The organism is Nocardiopsis sp. NPDC006198 (assembly GCF_040613895.1).
In the GTDB taxonomy this organism is placed as follows: domain Bacteria; phylum Actinomycetota; class Actinomycetes; order Streptosporangiales; family Streptosporangiaceae; genus Nocardiopsis; species Nocardiopsis tropica.
In genome coordinates, this window is record NZ_JBEXSY010000008.1 from 71,554 (window position 1) to 90,578 (window position 19,025).

Annotated in this window: 21 protein-coding genes; 15 read left to right on the forward strand and 6 right to left on the reverse strand. The window is 69.8% G+C overall.

Features of this window, described 5'->3' with window-relative positions; all coding sequences use genetic code 11:
* Positions 1-113: 113 nt before the first annotated feature.
* The 9 genes from ABZ234_RS08080 (at position 114) to ABZ234_RS08120 (ending at position 6,597) form a co-directional block, all read left to right on the forward strand.
* On the forward strand, positions 114-935 hold the full coding sequence (locus tag ABZ234_RS08080) for a hypothetical protein (RefSeq protein ID WP_355011498.1): 822 nt from the start codon (positions 114-116) through the stop codon (positions 933-935).
* Positions 936-1,186: 251 nt separating this feature from the next.
* Positions 1,187-1,828: a hypothetical protein gene (locus ABZ234_RS08085; RefSeq protein WP_355011499.1), complete on the forward strand. Its 642-nt coding sequence runs from the start codon at positions 1,187-1,189 to the stop codon at positions 1,826-1,828.
* A 130-nt stretch (positions 1,829-1,958) separates the two neighbouring features.
* Complete coding sequence (locus tag ABZ234_RS08090; protein WP_355011500.1) at positions 1,959-2,243, forward strand: hypothetical protein; 285 nt, start codon at positions 1,959-1,961, stop codon at positions 2,241-2,243.
* Between the two features lie 112 nt (positions 2,244-2,355).
* The gene (locus ABZ234_RS08095; RefSeq protein ID WP_355011501.1) at positions 2,356-2,964 is read left to right on the forward strand and encodes a hypothetical protein; all 609 of its coding nucleotides are present in this window, start codon (positions 2,356-2,358) and stop codon (positions 2,962-2,964) included.
* Between the two features lie 179 nt (positions 2,965-3,143).
* A complete protein-coding gene (locus ABZ234_RS08100) occupies positions 3,144-3,563 on the forward strand; it encodes a DUF6884 domain-containing protein (RefSeq protein ID WP_355011502.1) in 420 nt (139 codons plus the stop codon).
* A 610-nt stretch (positions 3,564-4,173) separates the two neighbouring features.
* Positions 4,174-4,593, forward strand: coding sequence for a hypothetical protein (locus ABZ234_RS08105; RefSeq protein ID WP_355011503.1), 420 nt, complete (start codon positions 4,174-4,176; stop codon positions 4,591-4,593).
* A gap of 167 nt (positions 4,594-4,760) precedes the next feature.
* The gene (locus tag ABZ234_RS08110; RefSeq protein WP_355011504.1) at positions 4,761-5,405 is read left to right on the forward strand and encodes a hypothetical protein; all 645 of its coding nucleotides are present in this window, start codon (positions 4,761-4,763) and stop codon (positions 5,403-5,405) included.
* Positions 5,406-5,494: 89 nt separating this feature from the next.
* Positions 5,495-5,956, forward strand: a complete 462-nt coding sequence (locus tag ABZ234_RS08115; protein WP_355011505.1) for a hypothetical protein — start codon at positions 5,495-5,497, stop codon at positions 5,954-5,956.
* 92 nt (positions 5,957-6,048) lie between these two features.
* The gene (locus ABZ234_RS08120; RefSeq protein WP_355011506.1) at positions 6,049-6,597 is read left to right on the forward strand and encodes a hypothetical protein; all 549 of its coding nucleotides are present in this window, start codon (positions 6,049-6,051) and stop codon (positions 6,595-6,597) included.
* Positions 6,598-6,836: 239 nt separating this feature from the next.
* On the opposite strand, the gene ABZ234_RS08125 is transcribed toward ABZ234_RS08120, so the two are convergent.
* Positions 6,837-7,055: a hypothetical protein gene (locus ABZ234_RS08125; RefSeq protein ID WP_355011507.1), complete on the reverse strand. Its 219-nt coding sequence runs from the start codon at positions 7,053-7,055 to the stop codon at positions 6,837-6,839.
* A 266-nt stretch (positions 7,056-7,321) separates the two neighbouring features.
* Here ABZ234_RS08125 and ABZ234_RS08130 point away from each other — a divergent pair, with 266 nt between their 5' ends.
* Positions 7,322-10,867: an AAA family ATPase gene (locus ABZ234_RS08130; protein ID WP_355011508.1), complete on the forward strand. Its 3,546-nt coding sequence runs from the start codon at positions 7,322-7,324 to the stop codon at positions 10,865-10,867.
* A gap of 1,049 nt (positions 10,868-11,916) precedes the next feature.
* Positions 11,917-12,768, forward strand: a complete 852-nt coding sequence (locus tag ABZ234_RS08135; RefSeq protein WP_355011509.1) for a hypothetical protein — start codon at positions 11,917-11,919, stop codon at positions 12,766-12,768.
* Between the two features lie 212 nt (positions 12,769-12,980).
* On the opposite strand, the gene ABZ234_RS08140 is transcribed toward ABZ234_RS08135, so the two are convergent.
* The 5 genes from ABZ234_RS08140 to ABZ234_RS08160 form a co-directional block, all read right to left on the reverse strand.
* Positions 12,981-13,790: a hypothetical protein gene (locus tag ABZ234_RS08140; protein ID WP_355011510.1), complete on the reverse strand. Its 810-nt coding sequence runs from the start codon at positions 13,788-13,790 to the stop codon at positions 12,981-12,983.
* A gap of 115 nt (positions 13,791-13,905) precedes the next feature.
* Positions 13,906-14,622, reverse strand: a complete 717-nt coding sequence (locus ABZ234_RS08145; protein WP_355011511.1) for an exonuclease domain-containing protein — start codon at positions 14,620-14,622, stop codon at positions 13,906-13,908.
* 101 nt (positions 14,623-14,723) lie between these two features.
* Entirely contained in the window at positions 14,724-15,485 is a 762-nt protein-coding gene (locus ABZ234_RS08150; RefSeq protein WP_355011512.1) for a hypothetical protein, read from the reverse strand.
* Positions 15,486-15,509: 24 nt separating this feature from the next.
* Entirely contained in the window at positions 15,510-16,172 is a 663-nt protein-coding gene (locus ABZ234_RS08155) for a hypothetical protein (protein ID WP_355011513.1), read from the reverse strand.
* Positions 16,169-16,516 carry a hypothetical protein gene (locus tag ABZ234_RS08160; protein ID WP_355011514.1) on the reverse strand — a complete coding sequence of 116 codons (348 nt, stop codon included), beginning with the start codon at positions 16,514-16,516 and terminating at the stop codon, positions 16,169-16,171. The genes ABZ234_RS08155 and ABZ234_RS08160 overlap by 4 nt, the downstream gene beginning before the upstream one ends.
* 85 nt (positions 16,517-16,601) lie before the next feature.
* Between ABZ234_RS08160 and ABZ234_RS08165 the strand changes: the two genes are divergently transcribed.
* The 4 genes from ABZ234_RS08165 to ABZ234_RS08180 all read left to right on the forward strand — a co-directional run bounded on the left by ABZ234_RS08165 (position 16,602) and on the right by ABZ234_RS08180 (position 18,858).
* Positions 16,602-16,733: a hypothetical protein gene (locus ABZ234_RS08165; RefSeq protein WP_355011515.1), complete on the forward strand. Its 132-nt coding sequence runs from the start codon at positions 16,602-16,604 to the stop codon at positions 16,731-16,733.
* A gap of 62 nt (positions 16,734-16,795) precedes the next feature.
* Positions 16,796-17,440 carry a hypothetical protein gene (locus ABZ234_RS08170; protein ID WP_355011516.1) on the forward strand — a complete coding sequence of 215 codons (645 nt, stop codon included), beginning with the start codon at positions 16,796-16,798 and terminating at the stop codon, positions 17,438-17,440.
* Between the two features lie 69 nt (positions 17,441-17,509).
* A complete protein-coding gene (locus ABZ234_RS08175; protein ID WP_355011517.1) occupies positions 17,510-17,989 on the forward strand; it encodes a DUF4326 domain-containing protein in 480 nt (159 codons plus the stop codon).
* Positions 17,986-18,858, forward strand: coding sequence for a hypothetical protein (locus ABZ234_RS08180; RefSeq protein ID WP_355011518.1), 873 nt, complete (start codon positions 17,986-17,988; stop codon positions 18,856-18,858). The genes ABZ234_RS08175 and ABZ234_RS08180 overlap by 4 nt, the downstream gene beginning before the upstream one ends.
* The last annotated feature ends 167 nt before the right edge of the window (positions 18,859-19,025 follow it).

Here is a 19,025-nt window from a genome sequence, read left to right on the forward strand (position 1 = left end):
CTCCATGCGGGGCCGCCCCACCGGGCGGCCCCGCCGCCCGGCGGCCGGCCCGCACACCCCAGCACCGCTGGCCCGGCTTCCCGCGTCGAACCCGAACCACCACGGAGGCACCCATGCGATCCGACCACCAGCCCGTCCGCGAACCCAGCGCCCCCAAGCAGACACCCCGGATCGTGGAGCAGGCCGCCCAGGCCCGCGCCCTGGTCCACAGCGTCACCCTCCACCACCTGCGATACCTGTCCCAGGCCCTCACCAGCACCGCAGCCGAGAACTTGAAGACCACCCACGCCGAGGCCGCAGACCTGGCATGGACCCAGGGGTTGTCGCTGTACCGCACCGCGCTCACCGACCTGTCCGAGCGCGAGCCCTATGCGACCGACCCCCACGTCGGCCAGCTCATCCGCGCCCGCGCCGACAGCCTCACCGCCGCCGAAAGGGAGCACGTCCGCGGCATCTTCGCCCCCGCGCGCCAGCACAAGCTCACCCGGAAGGCGCGCAGCGCCACCGAGGCCTCCTTCGCCAACGCGATGTGCGGCGTCGCAGCCCTGCTGCGGTTCGAGCTGGGGATCGCACCCAACACCCTCAGCGAACAGGGCCCCCTGCTGGGATCATGCCTGGTCGATGCCCTGGCCGAGCACGGCCTCAGCTCCTGCATCAGCCAGTGGAACCCCGGGATGTACCTGGTCCACGTCGATCTCGGCGACGAGTACATCCTGATCAGCGACGCCGAGGAGACCGGCGACATGGCGCGCACCCCTGATCAGCACCACGGGCTGATCGCCGTGCGCTACCAGAACGACGAGAACGCCCTCAACCCCGCCCAGCAGCTCGTCTACCACTCCGCCACCCGACAGGCGGCCCCGGACGTGCGCGCGGTGGTACAGGCGATCAACCACGCCGCCGGCCAGCCCTTCACCGCCGACGACACGTTCTAAGCTTTCCCCGGTCAGGGACAGCCGCAGCGACGGCCCCGCCGTGGCCTTCGCTACGCCCTCCTTCGCAAGACACTGACCAAACCCGCACGCGCGTGGGGGCCGTCCGACCAGGACGGCCCCCACACAACACAAACGGCGGCCCGGGGCAGTACCTTTCGGCACCACCACCCCCGGACCGCCTTCCCGAATCGCCCGGCACCCTAAGGTCCACAGGCTCTTCGCCACCGATCATACGAGATGAAACGACCACGATGAACCCCGAAGAACAAGCCCGCAATCTGGCCTTCGTACGCGAACACGGCATCGACGAGGCGGTCATCCAGGACCCCGCCTTCCCACAGGACCCCACCACGTGGGAGGAGTGGGCGCTGCGACGCGCAGCCCAGGAGGGCATCACCGACCCCGACCAACTCCAGGCGCGGGCCTCCTCCATACGGATGTGGCCCTACCGCAGCGCGAGCACCCCCAAGCCCGTGCCCGCCATCGACATGGAGCGCGGCGCCGTTGGGGGAGAAGGGAGGGCGCCCAGTATCCATTCCACGCGCGAGCTGGACGCGTGGGCCCAAAAGCACGGGCCGCGCAACCCAGAGCCCAACACGCTGTTGGATGCGGTGGAGAAGCTGGGTGAGCCGATGCGTCTTCCCGACATCGCGCGCGCCGCTGGAATGACGCCGCGGGCACTGCGCCAGGACCGGGAGCAGAGCCGCCTGCGCGAGGCGAAGGGCAAGCCGCGCATGGCCAACGGCGAGCTGGCGGAGTTCCCGCGCCCCTACACCGGCGAGGACGGGGCCGAGGACGCCACCTACCTGCCTGCCCAGGTCGCCAGGTTCCTGCGATCCAAGCCCGGAAAGGGTAGGCGAACCGCAGCGGTGCGCCCTAAAGCCACGGAATGAATTGCCAGGTCACGGGCGTTTCTGCCATCCGGGTTGCCCCAAACCGCCAGGAGGGTTAAAGTGTATATAGAACGAGGGGGAGGGCCCACCACCCCGAACCCCGCCCGAATCGCCCACGCGAAAGGCCCCGATGTTCAAGCGCCTCGACGTACCCCGCCACATCCGCGACGGCGGCACCATCACCATCACCTGGGACCACGGTCGCCCCGGCACCGTCATTGACGCCTCCCGCGACGCCATCGTGGGCGAGGAGGCCCCGTTCTGGCAAGCGGTGGCCTTCGACGCAGCTGGTAACGCGGTCGGCTACGGACGCGCCGAGTACTACGAGGACCCCGAGACGGCCCGGGATCGCATGTGGACAAAAGCGCCGGACAACGAGGAAGCCTCTGGGGTCGACGCCTCCTGCCCCTTCTAGAAGCTTGGGGCCCGGAACCTCCGGGCCCCAAGCCGCACAGCAGCAGGAAGCAGCCTCCTTGTTCGACAAAACAGGAGGTCTGGTCTACCACCTCGCCCCACCGAAAGGCCCTATGGCACAGCCGATCTTCTCCTGGGTTGACTACCGCTGCACCCCGTCCCAGGCCCGCGCCGAACACGTCCGCCGCTTCCATGCCGCCCTGGTCCTGATGCACCCGAGTCACGCACGCCCCACGATCGACATCGGCGCCGTCGTGAAATCCCTTGTTACCTGGGACGAGGACAGGGACTTCCCCCCGATCCACCTCGCCCTGACCGCCTACGAGCCCCACCTCAAGGAGATCTCGCGGGGGCCCGTGCGCGCCTACATCAACAAGCCCTACGCCGAACTCGTCGCCCAGGCGGACGAGGACTCCACCGACCCCGGGCTGACCGCCCGACTGCACCTTTACCACGGAATCTTCACTCCCACCCGCTTCACCTGCCGCACCAACTGCTCGCCCGACGCGATCTCCGCGCGCGCGCTCGCCGTGTGGGCGGTCATGCGCACCCGCTACGACCACGCTTTGTGGGAACGAGCACGCACCATGGGCCGCATCGTCAGCGGACCGCGCGCAGCGCAGATCGCTCCCCAGGTGAGCGTCCTACTCCAGGACGTGGCCGCCCCCGAGTTCACAGCGATGGTCGAGGAGACCATCGGCCGCGTCATCGACCGGGGCTAACAAGGGTCCACACGAGGGGGCGGACCTTTTCAGGTCCGCCCCCTCACGCGTGGAAACGACGGTCAATTCACGAGAATGCGGAAGGGACCATGTCCACACCGCCCGTTCGCTCCAACCACCTATCACGCACAGACCGAGTCCTCACGCAGGCTCCGGACCGTCCCCAGGACGTCGGACCTGTGGTCATCATCCCGTGCAGCGCCGACAAGGCCGCACGCCCGGCGCCCGCCGCGGAGCTGTACACCGGCAGCTACCACCGACTGGCCCGAGCCGCGGCTGAGACGCTGACCGCCACAGGAGGCCGCATCCTCATCCTGTCCGGCCTGCACGGCCTACTCACGCCCGACAGGGTGATCGCTCCCTACGACCACCGCATGGGCCAGCCCGGGAGCGTCACCCCCAGCCAGCTGCGATCCCAGGCTGGAGAGCTGGGGGTCGCCGACGCCGACGAGGTAGTCGTACTGGCCGGTCGAGCCTATGCCGAAGCCGTCCAACCGATCTGGGAACACGCCCTACTCCCTCTGGCCGGATCGCGCGGCATCGGTGATCACCGCGCCCGCCTCTCCCTGATCAGGGACCAGGGCATGACCACGAAGTAGCCAGTCCGGCGCCCGGGGCACCGGGTGTGCTCCGATCAGGCCTCGTCGTCGGCCCCAGCGCCTGGTGCCGGCGACGAAGCCTCCGGCGGGGAGGTCCCGGACGGCCAAGATGGGGGTGGGGGGTGGTTTTCGGGTGCGGCGTGCGGGTGGTTGAGGTAGGGGGTCCCCCATCCCGTCGCCCGTCATCCGGTCTGAGACCAGCACACCGGGGGGTGGTCGGCCAACCCCTTCCGGGCGGTGAGCGGCTGCGGCTTGCGCGTCCCCGTTCGTTCCTCACGGGGTCGCTCCACCCGGTCCGCTCTCCGCCCTCCCGGGGTCTAGCCTCGCTTCGCTCGGTGGCAGACCACCCCCCGGTGCGCTGCGCGGGGCGCGGATGACGGGCGACGGGATGGGGGACCAGGGGCGGGGTCGCGGGCTTTGCCCGCGCCCCCGCCCCCTTTTTTTTTGCCCCCGCTTTCGTGTTACGGGATCATAACGAACACTGCAAAAGCCCTGGTGGGGCCCCTTTTTGGTTGCCTGTACACCCCAGGTGGGATAAACTGTATATAGAACAAGGGGGGAGGGCCCACCACCCCGATCCCCGCCCGAATCGCCCACACGAAAGGCACACATGACCAAGATCCCCAACCCCCAGCTGCCCGCCCTGCCCGACGCCATCACGTACGGCCTCTACGGCTACGGCTGGATCGGCCATCTCGACGAAGGATGGGAGGCCAAGGCCGCGTGGGGACGCGACGGCTGGGACCTGGGGGCCTGGCCCTACGTCATCGTGGCGGTCTTCGACGACGCCACGGCCGAGGTTCACGCCTACGCCACCTACGTCGAGGGCGGCATCAACATCAAGGCGTACACGACCGCCGAGGAGCGCGACGCCTCCATCGACGAGGTCGCCGCCTTCTACTGGCGGAACTACAACAGCGGCCCCGAGGACCTGGCCCCGGAGGGGCAGCCGCTGGCACCCCACCACCGAGGCCCCTTCTCCTGGTCCCGCCTGAAGGTCCAGACCACCCAGCAGCGCTCCCAGAGCTGACCGTCGTGCGGAAGGGGCGGGACCACTGGCCCGCCCTTTCCGACACCACCAGTCTTCAACCACCACAACCAGCACGGAAACAACGGCGGCCTCCACGCCCATGCGGGACGAAGGCAGTGAAGACGAACCCGTTCAAGTCCGCGAACAGCGACAACCCAGGAGTCACGATGAACCCACCCCTCCTTGACCAGGAAGGCGCACTGGAACTGTGCCAGGCCGCCTCGCCGCACGCCGGGAACATCGACGTTCTCCTCTTCTTGGCCGTGGCTGAGGACGGCACGATCCTGCACCACGGGACCTACGACGAAGTCCAGCCCCACACCACCGGTGAGAGCACTCTGATGGGAGTGGCCGCCACCGACGACGAGGACCCGGAATCCCACCTGATCGAGGTCTGGGCGCCCATCCCCTTCCACATCCCCGGCATCATCACCCCCATCCCCGCCCTGGTGGAGATCACCGACAGGACGGGCCTCCTCCTGCCCGGCCTCACCCTGGGGAAGCCGGACCTGCCGCTGTGGGACCGGTTCGGACTGCTGGAGTACCGCGACCAGATCGCCGCGCACAACGCCCGAGCCACCCCTGAGCAGCAGGTCCCGCTAGACCTGAGCGTCTACCGCGAGGGCTCCGGGTATCAGGACGCTGACATCGCCACGGTCACCCACGACGACCTGCGGACCACCACCCACAGCATCACGACCAGCCCCGAACTGCGCACCATCAGCAAGAACCTGGTCGGCCCCGTCTTCTTCGAGAACGTGCTCTACTCCCTGCCGCCCGTTCCCGGAACCCGGTGGGAGATCGCGGACTGATCCGAGTCCGGTCCGAAGCCCACCCGACCCAGCCGGGGGCGGGGTTCACCACCCCGCCCCCGGCGCGAAACCCCCGACCGAGGAGACACATGGATGCCTTGACCCCCAATGAGGAAGTCGCCATGCTCAGCCCTGCGCTGCGTGAGGACCGCTCCGAGGCCGCCCACGAGCGAGCCTTGGCGCAGGCGCACCGGCTCTACGCCGCCCTCCTCCGCGCGAACGCCGGGCCCAGGTGGTGGCCGTTCAGCACTGAACGCCGCGCCCGCATGCTCCACCTGGCAGAGCAGGCCGAGCGCACTGCCGAGGCAGCCGACCGGAGGGGCGCCTGGGCCGCCACCAGGTTCGCCCGCCTCGCGAACCAGGTCGCCCAGATCGTGGAGCAGGCCTACAACGCGCCGACCGCAGTTCACGCTGAGTACAACAAGGCCCACCTCGACGAGATTGCCTTCATTGCCACTGGCAGGTACCTGACGGAATCGCAACCTCTCACCGCCGAGCAGTGGCGCGAGGCCAAGAATGCGTTGTTCGACCCGAACGACATCCCGTGGTAGCCGACCCGTTCTAGGTCACCCGCACGCGCCCCGGGGCCGGGCACCACCTGCCCGGCCCCACTCATCCAGAATCTCTCCGGAAGGAAGTTCCCATGACCTTTTTCCGTGAGCTGTGGAACATCAACAACGAAGACCCCGAGGTCTTCGCCCTTTGCCACCGCACTTCCCCCGGCCAGTCCGTGTGGACACGGTGCGGGCAGGAGGTCCGCACGGCCCAGCGTGCCAACAATGCCGCAGGCCCCAAGGCCGTACTGCGGGAGTGCGCACCGTGCTGGACGGCCGAACGCCGAGTCCCGCGCACCCAGGCGAAGGCCGCCCGCGAGCTCGAAGGGCTGCTCGCCCAGGTGAGCACCCTGGAACTGCCCCACCCCGGTGCCCGGTGGACGATCACCCTGCGCACCGTCCACCCCGGCCGGTGGCTGGTCACCTACGACGGTGCCAGCTGTCCCATGGTGTTTTCCCCCGACGGCACCGAGTGGGAGGCCGCCGACGAGGTCGTCATGGCCTGCCGCGAGGCGTGTGAAGCGGTCACCCTCCCCCTTCCGGAGGCCGTAGCCCTGGCCGAGCGGCTGCTGGCCGACGGAGGTCCCATCTACCCCCTCGGTGACCCGCTCCGCGAGCAGATGCGTGCACGCAACTGACAGACCTCCGAAGGACCCCGGCGAACTGCCGGGGTCCTTCTCCTTGTACCGCTTGGAGCGAGGGCGCCGAGGGTCTGGCCGTCGACACCGGCGAGGGCGAGCTCGCCAGGGTCGGAGGCCCTGGGGAAAAGGAGCGGCTTCGCCGCACTGTGTTGTTGTGCTGAACCCCGGACGAGCGGGGTGTTGAGCGCAGCGCACATGACAGTGCGCCACGCGGTGGGGGTGTCAGTGGTGACCGGTCACGTCTTTCGCATCTGTCGGATGTCGGCGAGGTGGATTCGGTCCTTGCTGAAGTCGGTGTTCACGATCGACACGTGCTCCTGGCCGATGCGGTCTACACGCCCCCAGAAGTGGGTCTGCTCGTACATCGCTGCCGACGCGTGGTCACGGGTGGCGGTGATGGCGGCCCACTCGCCAAGGCACTCCTCCAGGCGCTTGCGCCACTGCTCCATCGTCATGACTCCATGATGCGCACCCCGCTGACATCCCCGCTGCGCTCAACACCTCCCTGTGCTCGTCAACAGCGTGCCCCAGGGCCGGGGGCCCTGGGGAAAAGGAGCGGCTTCGCCGCACTGTGTTGTTGTGCTGAACCCCGGACGAGCGGGGTTCAGCAGGGAACCACGATCGCCCGAACGATGTTCGGGCGATCGTGGTTCCAAAAGCGAAAGCACCCAGGTATCTTCGATACGAGATTTTCGGCGTGTCGCACGAGGGGAGGGGCCGGATGGGCAAAGTGATCCCCATCAAGAAGGGCCCCGACTTCGAGGCCCAGATCGAGTACCGCCTGGCCTCGCAGGCTGGGTGCGGCGCCGGAATCGGCTTGACCGCTGAGGAGACCAACGCACAGGTCGAGTACCGGCTCAAGCAAGGGTTCCGGCCGATCGAGTGGGTCGGCGCCGGCCTGAGCGAGTTCGGGATCGTTACCGGGACGACGCTGCGCACGGGTGAGGACTACGACCGTGCGAGGGCACTGATGCACGGCCGCCACGCGCACACCGGTGAGCGTCTGATCGCCCCCACGTTGAGGGTCCACCCCGACGCCAAGCTTGCCGCCCGTCCACTGGTAGAGGCGGTCTGGCAGGTTGCCGAAGCCGCCGACATGAGCCCCGCCGAGCTCCTTGGTTCCGCGCGGCTCGAGGGCGGGGAGCGCATCGCCAAGCGGTTCGCCCGCCTGGAGAAGGGCGTCACCCGCGAAGGTGACGCCCACCGTGCGCCCTACACCGATCTGATCACCATCGCCAAGGCCGCTGGAATCGATCCCTCCGTGCTCAAGGAGTGGTCAGCCAAGGACGTCCACAAGGCCAAGCTCAACCGCAACAAGCGGATAGAGACCGGCAACGGCGCCTTCGACCTGATCCTGGACCTGCCCAAGTCCTTCTCGCAGTGGCCTGCCTTGGCTGATGAGAGCATGGCCCGCGTAGTCGAGGACGTCTTCATGGAGAGCGTCCGCGAGACCGTCACCGCGGTCCAGGGCTGGGTGGCTTACGGCATGGCCGGCCACCACGGCGACGGGCGCAGCGCTGAGAAGGTCGACACCTCCGGGCTGATGGGCATCATCACCTTCCACCCCGCTGCCCGACCGGTCGACGGACAGGTCGGCGACCCGCACATGCACGTTCACGTCACGATCCCCAACATGGTCAGGTGCGCGGACGGGCAGTGGCGCACCATCGCCGCCGGAGGCCGGGATCTGCTGCGCCACGCCGCGCCGGCCAACGCCTACCTCGAAGCGCGCATGCGCGCCAAGCTGCGCGACCGCTTCGCGGTGGCCTACATGCGCGACGAGCACACCCGCGCATGGGAGATCGCTCCCATCACCGCCGAGCTGCGCGCCCCCTTCTCACGTCGGCGTTCCCAGATCATCGACGCTGTCGGTGACGACGTCAGCCGGGCCCACAACGAAACCGTGGCCGCCCAGTTGGCCGAGGCCAAGCAGGAACTCACCGCAGAAGACGTGCGAGCCCGGTGGCGCCGGCGCGCCCTGGATGCTGGAATCGACCCGGAGGCCCTGGTCGCCGCCGTCCTCGGCGGGGGCGGGATGGCGGCCTCCGCGGGCGGGCAGGGTCCGCTCTCGCCGGACGATGTTGCCCGCATCGTGTTCGACCCCGACACCGGAGTCACGGCACACCGCAAGGTCGCACGCCGCACCGACGTCTTCCGTGCGGTCATGGACGCCCTGCCCGACGGCATCGCCGACCTGGAGGCCGCCGAACGGCTCACTGACCTGGTCTACGCCAGCCCCTACGCAGTGCGCCTGCCTCCTAGTGGTGCCTTACACCTGTCCAACTTCGAGCCCGTCACCAGCGTTGACATCGAGCAGGCCGAACGCGCGATCCGTGCCCAGGCCCGCAAACGCCTGAACCGGGGGAGCGCGCAGGTTCCCGCGTCCACCGTGCGACGCATGCTTGCCGAGTCCGAGGCCAAGCAGAACTTCGCGTTCTCGCCCCGCCAGCGCCAGGCCCTGGAGCGCATGCTGAGCGCTGGCCACGGTGTCGAGGCACTGATCGGTGTGGCCGGGGCGGGCAAGACCACCATCATGCGCACCGCCCGTCAGATCTGGGAGTCCCAGGGGCTGCGGGTGGGAGGTGCCGCCACCGCGGCGGTGGCGGCCGCGAACCTGCACGTGGAGGCGGGCATCGACTCACGCACCGTCGCGGGCCTGTTGGAGGCGATCAAGAACCGGCAAGGGCTCGGTGACATCGACGTTCTGGTCATCGACGAAGGCGCGATGGTCGATGACCGTGCGCTGGCCCGCCTGCTTACCGCCGCCGCCGACCAAGGGGTCAAGGTGGTGGGGATCGGTGACCCCAAACAGCTGCGCGCCGTGGGTGTGGGCGGCGGCTTCGCCGAGATCCACCGCATCGTCAACGGTGTGACCTTGGACGAGAACATGCGGCAGAAGGTCGAGGTCGACCGCCAGGCACTGCAAACCTGGCGCGAGGACACAGACCAGGCCCGCTACGCGGCACTCGCCCAGTGGATGGGCGCCGGACGCATCCACGCCGAGGACACCACCGACGAGGCCCGTGCCGCCGCGCTGGCGGGCTGGTGGCAGGACACCGCCCACCTGGTCGACCCACACCAGGTGATCGACCAGGTGCTGCTGCTGGCCGGCCGCAACAGCGATGTCGAGGAACTCAACCTGCGTGCCCGCAGTCTCTTCCGGCTGGAAGGACGCCTGCACGGAGCCGACGTCACCTTCGCCCTGTACGGGGGTGAGCCCCTGACCCTGGCCCGCGGCGACATCGTGCGCGTACGCGCCAACGACTACCGCTCCCGACGTGATCCCGAGCGCGCCGATGTGCTCAACGGCTACCGCGCAGTCGTGCGCGAAGTGAACCGCCGCCGCGGCGCCCTCATCGCCTGGAAGCGCCACGGCAAGACCACTGAGGAGTGGGTCAGCCCCGAGCAGCTCGCCGCCGGCTACCTGAGCCACGGCTACGCCATGACCGTGGCGGCCGCCCAAGGACTGACTGCCAAGCGTGCCCACGTCTACGGCCACGGCGTGGACGGGCACACCCTGTACTCGGCGATGTCGCGCGCTGAGTGGCTCACCCGCCTGTACTTGCCCCTGCTGGTCCTGGAGAGCGTGGAGGCGCGCCTGGCCAAGGGAGATCCGCAGAGCGAGCAGGAGAAGGTGCAGCGGGCTGTGGCCGCCTTCGCGGCTACCGTCAATGAGAACGACGACACGATGGTCTCTGAGCAGATCGAGACCTTGCCCTCTCGGGGCCTGCCCAAGGCGGCTCAGGCCAAGAAGGAGCCTGGGCCGCAGACGCGGGCACTGCTGGAGCGCCGCGAGGCGCTCGCAAGCGCACTGGCAGGGCTGGAGCGCGTTGAGGAGGCCGCCGAACTGGTGGTGAACACCACCCAGCAGGTTCGGCAGTTGGAGGCCAAGGCGCAGCAGGGCCTGGTCACGTTGGCGCTCGAGGGCACTAGCCGTGCTCAGGTGCGTACCCAGGTCTCCCATGCCCAGCGCACGGCCACGGTTGCTCGAGAAAGGCTCGACGAGGCACGGAAGCAGGTGCGTGCTGCGGCGGCCGCGGCCGGTGTGACGGCTGACGCGGACCTGCTGCACCGCGCACATGAGGCCCTTGTTGCGGATTGGGCACGTTTGTCGGGACGTGCCGAACGCGCGGACTCTGCGTCGGCCGGGGACTCCAAGACGGCCTTCCCGGGCGGACGGCCCCCGCGGCCGCGGCCGGTCAAACCGGGAGCGCCGACGCCTCGAGCAGACGCGCGGTCGTCGAACAAGCCTCAGCAGAGGCGTTGACGGGCTGGCCGGTCCACACTCGAGGATCGGCCCTGAAATCTCCTGCGGAATTACCAACTGCTTTCATGCTGCGGGGAAGTGCGGAGGGAAGCACCCACTCGCCACAAAATAACCGCGCCTGAGGAAGCTCCCGCTTTCCCCGATGATCATCGAATTCCGAAAAGGAATCCACTTGGTTCTAAGGACGGGTTGTGAACGTCTCTTCGTCCAAGCAGGAATGATGCGTGGAGGTGAGAGATCCGGCTGCGTCGACCTCGGGCAAGCCGGTGCGACCCATGACGCCCCGGATGACTGAAGGCAAGTGCGCATCCCCACGAAGCCGGGCCAGCGATGTTTGCGAGGACGCGACCGGTAAGGCCCCCGCATCGACTCGCTGACCTGCGTGAAGGAAAAAGTGCGGTCCTCCGCAGTTTTGGCAAGACCGCCGATGAGGTCACACTGTTCGATCGGATGCCGTGTCTGCGGCATCGAGAGCAGTGGGGCCGAACTGGAGGCGCTGCGGGGGAGTGGGCAGGCCTTCAGGCTCCTGAACTGGCATGATGCAAAACTGCGGAGGTCCGCAGTTTTCCTATAAGTACCGATTCGAGGCCGTCGCTCTGGCGTTCGGCGACTACCTGGACCACTGGGATCGAAGTGACCTCCCACGGATCCCCGGGTTGCCTTGATCCCGACCTTCGCGGTTGTGGTGGATGATCGGCTGTTGTGGTATCGGGAGTTTGGTCCGGGGCGGCGAGGCTGTGGCCTCTGAGAGCAGGATCTACGCAGAGTCGGGTGCTCCCGCTGGCCTGACCTGCGAAGGCGTAAAACTGCGGAGGTCCGCAGTTTTGCCCGAAAGGCCGAAAGCTATGGGTCGACCGGGTGCGAATTGCGGCGCAGGCCCCTGCCCGGCAGTGGGCCGCGACGACCCGCCTAAGCCCTCCCGGGCGGCACTTGGGCCTTCTGAACTGCGATGATCCAAAACTGCGGGGTACCGCAGTTTGCCCTTCTGCTGGTGATGTCCTGACCACTGCCGCAGACCCGTGACACTGTCAGGTGCCATGATGCAGTCCATGAGTACTGAACATGCCACGGTCGGCCCACCGCACGAGCCCGCCTTCACCAAGTCTCTTGAGAGGGTGTGCGCTACCCTTACCGATCGGCCAGACCTCAAGGTCGTACCCACCTCGCGCGGGGACATGGTAAGCCTGCAGTTGATCCAGGCTCGTGGCACGTCCGCCGACCAGAACGCAGGCCGCAGGCTGGTGGCCGCGCTGGGACAGAACGGATTGCTGTGCGAGACGCGCTTCGCATTGAACACGCGGTGGCCGGACAATGAAAAGACGCGCGAAGCCACCGCTCAGGCATTCGGAGAGGGCGACTCCCTCACAGTGGCGCCTACGGAAGACGCCTTCGCTCAGTCCCAATACTTCATGCCTTACTGCATCGATTCGCTGCGAAACACAGCCGCTGCGTGGGCCCAGGACACTGAGGGGCCCCGGCCAGGCCTGCCTCGCGAAGAATTCGTATACATGAGGGCGCAGAGCGAATACTTCCGCACTCTTATGGATACCGCAGACAGGAAACAAGCCAATGAGGTCCGAGCTGAGATCCTACGCACGAAGAATGTCTTGCTGCCGCGCGACGCCGAACGCTTGATCGAGATGGTGAAAGCCGGAAAGGGCCCCTCGCCAACGCTAATGGACTCCATGGTCGACAAGGCCAATACGTTCCGAGACCTCCACTCCAATCCGCCCCCGGGCTTCGCTTCCGTTGACATCGAGACCACTGAGCGAAAGGGTCACCCCGCGCGGATTGCCATAACCGGTCTCCAGCCCGTGCGCCCCAAGCCGCCCACCGATGCAGGCCAGCCCACGAATCTGCGGCCGTCGGCATCCCGACGCCGGACCGGACCCCAGCTGTAACCCGCAACACGGGGTTCCAGCAAACACGCACCTGGTACTGGCCCCTGCTCCTCATCATAGGAGAACTCCTGTTTCAAGAGCGGGGCCGGGGCCGCCGTGGGCGGCGACGCGTTGTGTGGGTCGGAGCCGCGGTGAAGGAGGGCACCAGCTCTAGGTTCGCCGACGGCCGTCATCAGGGGCGGCCCCGGACCAACGCCGGGGCCGCCGGAGGTCTAGTAGCGGGCGGCGAAGTCCAGGGACTGCTCCCAGGAGGGCGCGTGCAGGTCCATCACGCTCAGCCCGTGCCCGAAGGGCGTGAGCAGGTCGGCCGGGTCCAGGCGGCGGTAGTCCACCAGCCCGGCCAGGGAGTGCTCCCACTGGGCGTCGTCGTCCAGCTCGTTCCAGGCCTCGCGGCTGCTCTCCCACTGGTCCTCGTCCAGGTCCTGCGCGTCCAGGACCCCGGCGGGCAGCGTCGGCCGCCAGGTGCCGAAGTCCTGGTCTGGGAACTCGCTGCCGTAGCTATGGGAGAACACGGCGGGCTCGTCGTCGGCGGCCCGCAGCAGGGAGACCAACGAGTGCTCTCCGCGCAGCGGGGTGGCCCATCCCATGCCGGGGCGCAGCACGCGGGAGACCCTGAGGCCGTGCTCGATGAGGTCGGCCACGCGCGCCCGGTCGGCGCCGGCGACCCAGCAGTGCCGCTCGCCGGTGAGCGCGATCCGCAGCAGCAGGCGCAGCGGATCGGCGGCGAGGCACATGGCGGTGTTGATCTGGAAGTCGGCCACCGACAGGGTCATGCCCCGGTGGACCACCAGGTTCTCCTCCCGGCGGGAGAAGGCGGGGGCGTAGAGGTCGGCGAAGTCGAACTCGCCGACGTTGCGCAGGAAGTGCTCGGCGGGCAGCAGGGACCGCAGGCGGTCGGCGATCGAGGCCGGGCGCAGCATCACCGCGGCGAGCTCACCGACCAGCCCCAGGGCGTTGTTGAGCTCGGGGCCGGCCAGGGTGGCGGTCCCATGGCTGCGGGTGTGCAGGGTGGCGTAGGTCAACGCATCTCCTCGAAACGGGGCGGCCCGGTCGGGCCGCGAGTGCTAGTGCAACGGGGTGAGCCAGCGCGGGTGGCGCCCGCGCCGGGAGCCGGGACGGACGCCACCCCGGCGGGGCTCAGACGGCCGCAGGGGCCAGGTTCAGCGGCCAGGAGGCGGGCACCACGGCGGCGGGGTCGGTGGTGCGGCGCAGGCGGGCCTGCCGCGCGGCCGCCTGCTCAGCCTTCCACCGCACCTGGGCGGCGTGCAGCGCTTCCACGCTCATGCCCGCCAGGGCGGGGTGGGCGTGTCCCAGGCGCCAGACCAGCCGGGCCGCGGCCAGGGCGTCGGCGGCCGCGGTGTGGGCCTTCTCGTCGGGCAGCGAGACACCGTAGTGGGCGCACACCCGGCCCAGGCGTCGGCTCTGGCTGCGGTGGGGGTCGGCGTGCAGGTCCAGGACCAGCGGGTCGATGACCCGCAGCTGCCCGGCGCAGTCGAGCCGCTGGCCGTGGCGGGCCAGTTCGTGGTGGAGCAGGGTCAGGTCGTAGGGGGCGTTGTAGACGACCACGGGGCGGCCCTCGTCGACTGCGTCGCGCAGGTGCGCGGCGAACTCGGCGATCACCTCCACGGCCGGGCGGCCCTCGCGGCGGGCCCGGTCGGTGGTGATGCCGTGGATGCGGGTGGCCTGGGCCGGGATGTCGATGCCGGGGTCGGCGAGCCACTGCGCGAGGGACTTGTCGCCCTGGAGTGGGTCGATGCGCCACAGGGCGGCCGAGACGATCCGGTCGGTGGCCACGTCCAGGCCGGTGGACTCGAAGTCCAGGGCGGCCAGGGGCTGGGTGTACCAGGGGTGCATGTAGGGTCTCTCCTGTCGTGATTGCGGTTGCGACAGGGCGGGGCGCCGGTTCTTGACGGGATGGGCGCCCCGCCCCTATTTCTCCGGGGCGGCTGGGTCTGCTACCGCTCGTTCGTCGGCTGGGGCAGGATCCGGATCTGGACGGCGGTCGGCCAGTTGTCCATGGCGTCCTCCAGCACCTGGTCCCGGGAGTCGGCCTTGATGGCCAGGGTTCCCTCGTCGTCCTCCCAGCGCACATGCACCGGGTACTCGGGCCGCGGGTCGCTGTCGTAGTCGTAGCGCGCGACCTCGCTGGCCAGCAGGATCCGGGGAGGGTCCAGCTTCCAGACCTCGTCGGGAGACCGGCGTACGGCCATCTCCCACACCCCGGCCAGGACCACCCGGGCGGCGGCGAGCCCGCGTTCCTCGCGGGCGGCGATGGCCTCCTGCGAGCCGGGCCCGGTCAGCGGCTCGCCGTCGGTGAGCACGAGGCTGCAGGTGATGTCGGCGGCGACGTCCTCCAGGCGCTCCAGCCCGTCCATCTCCTCCTGGGTCTCGATCTCGACCAGGCGGTGCGCCAGCTCCTGCGGGTACAGGGCGTCCTGGTCCTCGCGTAGTCCGGCCTCGGCGACCACCCGGTCCCACATCGGGCGCAGCAGGCGGGTGATCTCCAGCGCCCGCAGCTGGGTGCGGGCGCCGTGCACCGCGTCCTCCAGCTGGTCCAGGACGGCGCGTACGGACTCGATCTCCTCCTGCGGGGAACCCAGGGGGTCGCGCCAGGCCCCGTCGGCGGTCTGGTGGTGGAGGATGCCATTCATCGTGGAGACCACGGGGGAGATGGCCTCCTGGGTCGCGATGACGTCGTCGCGGTCGTTCGGGTTCACGGTTGTTTTTCCGTTCTCGTTGGGCTAGGAGGCCCGCACGACGCTGCCGTCGGCGATGTCGGGACGGGCGGGGGGACGGTGGCGGGGCACGGGCTCGTGGTCGACGTCCAGCCGCGCCCGGTACCCGCCGGAGCCGTCCGGCTCCACGTGCAGCCACCCGCCATCACCGGAGGGGCGGGTGAGGCCGTGCCCGCACGCCTCGCACTCCAGCGGGCCGCGGTCGGTGAGCGCGTAGTACAGGTCCAGGGCCTCGATCTCGGCCCCGCCCAGCCGGACCAGGGTGCGTTCGACCTCGGCGGCGGCGAGCTGGTGCCGGGCGCCCTCGGTGTCGCCGCCGGCGTGGGCGGCCTGGGCGGCGCCGACGGCGGCCAGGGCGTTGGCCGCCTCGGTGATGACCCGGGTCAGGTGGTGGTGGGCCCCGGCCAGAGCGGCGCCGGTCCAGGCCCGCTCCTCAGTCGAAGCCTCTCCGCCCGGGCCGGGGGCGAAGGCGCCCCCGGGGGCGGAGGGCAGCGGCTGGGCCGGTTCCTGCCCCCCTTCCCGGGCCAGGGCGGCCGGGACCACGGCCGCCACCGGAGCTGGGGCGTAGCGCGGTCTGATGTAGGTGATCCGGCCCCTTTCGGCGTCGGCGACGATCTTGGCGAGCTGGTCGCGAACCTGGGCCACCCCCAGGCCTTCGGTCTCCGTCATCGGGGCGTCCTCCCGTGGGCGTCGGTGGTGCGGCCGAACTCCCCCAGGGTCGCGGCCTGGAACAGCGCGTCCTCCACACGCACGTGAACCCGCTGGGAGCGGCCCTGGAGCAGCAGCTCTTCGACGGCCGCGCGGTGGCCGAGGGCCTCCTGCCCGGTGAGGACGACCAGGGCCCGCTCCCTGGGGGCCCCGGACTCCCGACGGGAACGGAGGGTGTTCAGGGCAGTGTCGAGGACCTCGCCGGCGGGACCGACCCACTCGGCGGGGCGGTCGGCGGGCACGGCGCCCTGGGCGCCGGGGGTGGTCCAGATGTGGCCGGACCAGGGATCGGGGGTGGCGGACATGGGTGCTCCTTCCGTCGGCACCCTGCGGGGTGCGGGTGGCGTGTGTCACCACCATACATCTAGGTGTGACTAAAGTACATTGCCGATGTACATCGGTGGCATTAAGGGGTATGGTGGTGACACGCGCCACCCGCTCGACGAGCAGCGGGGCCGCGAGCTCGCGCCGGGCGAGGGCCCTGAGGAGCGCCTCACCGCGCTGGAGACGAAGGACGCCTGACCGCCCACCCCCGGGGCCGGACCGTGCCGGCCCCGGGGCCACCTCTCCCGAAAGGACCCGAAGTGCAGAAGCCGCGCTGGACCCGCATCGAGCCCGACGCCTTCACCACCACCTGGTGGGGCGAGACCTTCACCCTGGAACGCTACGAACACGCCCGCTGGGTCGCCTACCGCGGCGGGCCCACCCCCGGCCTGGACCGCCGCGACAACGCCCTCGCCATCGCCACCAGCATCCCCAAGGCCCAGCGCGCGGCCGCCCTCGCCCTCAACGGGTGGGCCTACGCGCCGCCGCTGGACCCGTCCGACGGACACCCCCTCTACCAGCGGCTCGGAGCCCACGTCCGGCACGAGGACCTCCTCGCCGACCTGACCGCCGCTACCGACTACGACGCCCCCGACGACCCGCTCACCTGGGCCGTGGACACCCACCCCGAGACCACGATCCGTGTCGGCGCCTACCGCCCCAAGGGCTACCGCGGCCAGATCGCCCCCTTCCGAGCCCCGGGCGGCATCACCGGGTTCGCCCGCTACCGGGAAACCCCGGCGGCCTCCGGCGCCTCCCCCTGGCTGGTCGGCACCGCCTACCGAACCGAGGACGGCCTGGTCGGCCGCGCCGACGTCCGCACCGCCACCGGCGCCCAGCTCGTGGACGCCATCAGCCACGCCCTGGCCCAGACCCGGACCCGGACCGCGCTCACTCCCGCCTGACCATCGCTCTTGGGGCCGGCATGGTCCGGCCCCGGATGCACCCACCACGACGAAGGAGAACACGACCCGATGAGCACCACCACCCGCACCCCGCAACGACTGCACCGGCCCGCCGTCCGGGGCTGGACCGTCCCCGAAGGAGCCGTCTACGTCGGCCGCCGCAGCCGCTGGGCCAACCCCTGGGCGTGGAAGACCCGCGATGCCATCGCCCGGGTCCCCGCCCTGGACGGCTCGGACTGGGAGGTGGAGACCCGCATCAGCGCCCCCGGCATGCACCACCCCTACCGCCACGCCGACGGGCGCATCACCTCCCACCACACCCGCGCACTCACCCGCGCCGAGTCCGTCGCCGTGTTCCGCCGGGCCCTGACCGACCCCTCCAGCGACCTGCAGCTGTGGCAGTGGGAGGGCGGGCACCTCACCCTCGACGACGCCCGCGCCGAGCTCGCCGGGAGGGACCTGGCGTGCCTGTGCGCGCCCGGGCAGGCCTGCCACGCCGACGTCCTGCTGGAGCTGAGCAACACCACACCGAAGGAGGCCGACCGATGACCATGACCCTGGACACCTACACCCACTACGGCTTCCTGGAGCTCCTCGGGTGGGTCGCGGGCATAGCCGGTGTGGTCGGCCTGGTCAGCTGCGCGGCCGCAGCAGCCCTCCTTCTTCAAGGCCGCCGTCACCACGTGTACTACACAACGGGCGCGCCCCGCCTGCTGAGCATGGCCCTGGGGTGCTCACTCCTGGGAATCACCTTCTTCGTGCTCTCGCCCACAGTGCACAGCCTGTCGTGGGGCGCAGTGCTGTGGACTCTGGGCGGCCTCGGGGCCAGCGCAGCCGTGGGAGGGGCTCTCGTCCTCGGTCGCCGACTGCCGAGCCAATGGTGGCAGCAGGCCAGGCAGGGGTGGTCCAGGATCCGTGCCCGCCGCCAGGCCCGCGCACAGACACAACGGGCCGCAGCCAGCCTCCTCGCTGCGGTCCGCGCACGCCATGACCGAGTTCGTGAGGCCTGGGGGAGCTATCAGCTCGACCTGGAGGCCTTCTTGTCCGCTCCGGCCCTGAACGACATCGTCGTGCCGACCACGGCCGCTTTCGTGCGATCCATGGCGCGGGCCCAGGACCTGGAGGCCGAAGCCGAAGCAGGTCCGGACCGGTACGCCGAATCCGTCTACGACCTGGAAAGCGCCTGGCAGCAGGCTCTGGCCTACGCCGAGAAGGTGGGGGCGGCCTACCTGCCCGCCCCCGACCGGTTCCGCCGCGCCGCAGCCCTGTTGCGCCTGGCTCACAGGGATCACAACGAGGGCGGACACGAGCGCGCACAAGCGCTGGGCAAGGCCCAGGAACTACTGACAGGCCTGGTGAGCCCACCCGAACGCATGGTGGGTGAGCTGGAGGTGGCCGTACGGCAGGCCCTTGCCTGATGGCGGACAACCGTGCACCACCGACCGCCAAGTCCCGAGCGGCTTGGCCCGCCCCGCCTGCTGTGGGGCGATCACGACCAAGCCATCTACCACTGCAACCACTCTGACCCGCCCGGTTGAAACCGCGCGGGTAAGCCCGTTCGGGGCCTGCGCGACCTCAGTCGAGC

Coding starts and splice junctions, on each gene's coding strand:
- ABZ234_RS08110 (WP_355011504.1), top strand. CDS start 4,761: ATGAACCCACCCCTCCTTGACCAGGAAGGCGCACTGGAACTGTGCCAG.
- ABZ234_RS08085 (WP_355011499.1), top strand. CDS start 1,187: ATGAACCCCGAAGAACAAGCCCGCAATCTGGCCTTCGTACGCGAACAC.
- ABZ234_RS08135 (WP_355011509.1), top strand. CDS start 11,917: ATGAGTACTGAACATGCCACGGTCGGCCCACCGCACGAGCCCGCCTTC.
- ABZ234_RS08130 (WP_355011508.1), top strand. CDS start 7,322: ATGGGCAAAGTGATCCCCATCAAGAAGGGCCCCGACTTCGAGGCCCAG.
- ABZ234_RS08105 (WP_355011503.1), top strand. CDS start 4,174: ATGACCAAGATCCCCAACCCCCAGCTGCCCGCCCTGCCCGACGCCATC.
- ABZ234_RS08120 (WP_355011506.1), top strand. CDS start 6,049: ATGACCTTTTTCCGTGAGCTGTGGAACATCAACAACGAAGACCCCGAG.
- ABZ234_RS08095 (WP_355011501.1), top strand. CDS start 2,356: ATGGCACAGCCGATCTTCTCCTGGGTTGACTACCGCTGCACCCCGTCC.
- ABZ234_RS08115 (WP_355011505.1), top strand. CDS start 5,495: ATGGATGCCTTGACCCCCAATGAGGAAGTCGCCATGCTCAGCCCTGCG.
- ABZ234_RS08175 (WP_355011517.1), top strand. CDS start 17,510: ATGAGCACCACCACCCGCACCCCGCAACGACTGCACCGGCCCGCCGTC.
- ABZ234_RS08145 (WP_355011511.1), bottom strand. CDS start 14,622: ATGCACCCCTGGTACACCCAGCCCCTGGCCGCCCTGGACTTCGAGTCC.
- ABZ234_RS08155 (WP_355011513.1), bottom strand. CDS start 16,172: ATGACGGAGACCGAAGGCCTGGGGGTGGCCCAGGTTCGCGACCAGCTC.
- ABZ234_RS08125 (WP_355011507.1), bottom strand. CDS start 7,055: ATGACGATGGAGCAGTGGCGCAAGCGCCTGGAGGAGTGCCTTGGCGAG.
- ABZ234_RS08165 (WP_355011515.1), top strand. CDS start 16,602: ATGTACATCGGTGGCATTAAGGGGTATGGTGGTGACACGCGCCACCCG.
- ABZ234_RS08080 (WP_355011498.1), top strand. CDS start 114: ATGCGATCCGACCACCAGCCCGTCCGCGAACCCAGCGCCCCCAAGCAG.
- ABZ234_RS08090 (WP_355011500.1), top strand. CDS start 1,959: ATGTTCAAGCGCCTCGACGTACCCCGCCACATCCGCGACGGCGGCACC.
- ABZ234_RS08160 (WP_355011514.1), bottom strand. CDS start 16,516: ATGTCCGCCACCCCCGATCCCTGGTCCGGCCACATCTGGACCACCCCC.
- ABZ234_RS08180 (WP_355011518.1), top strand. CDS start 17,986: ATGACCATGACCCTGGACACCTACACCCACTACGGCTTCCTGGAGCTC.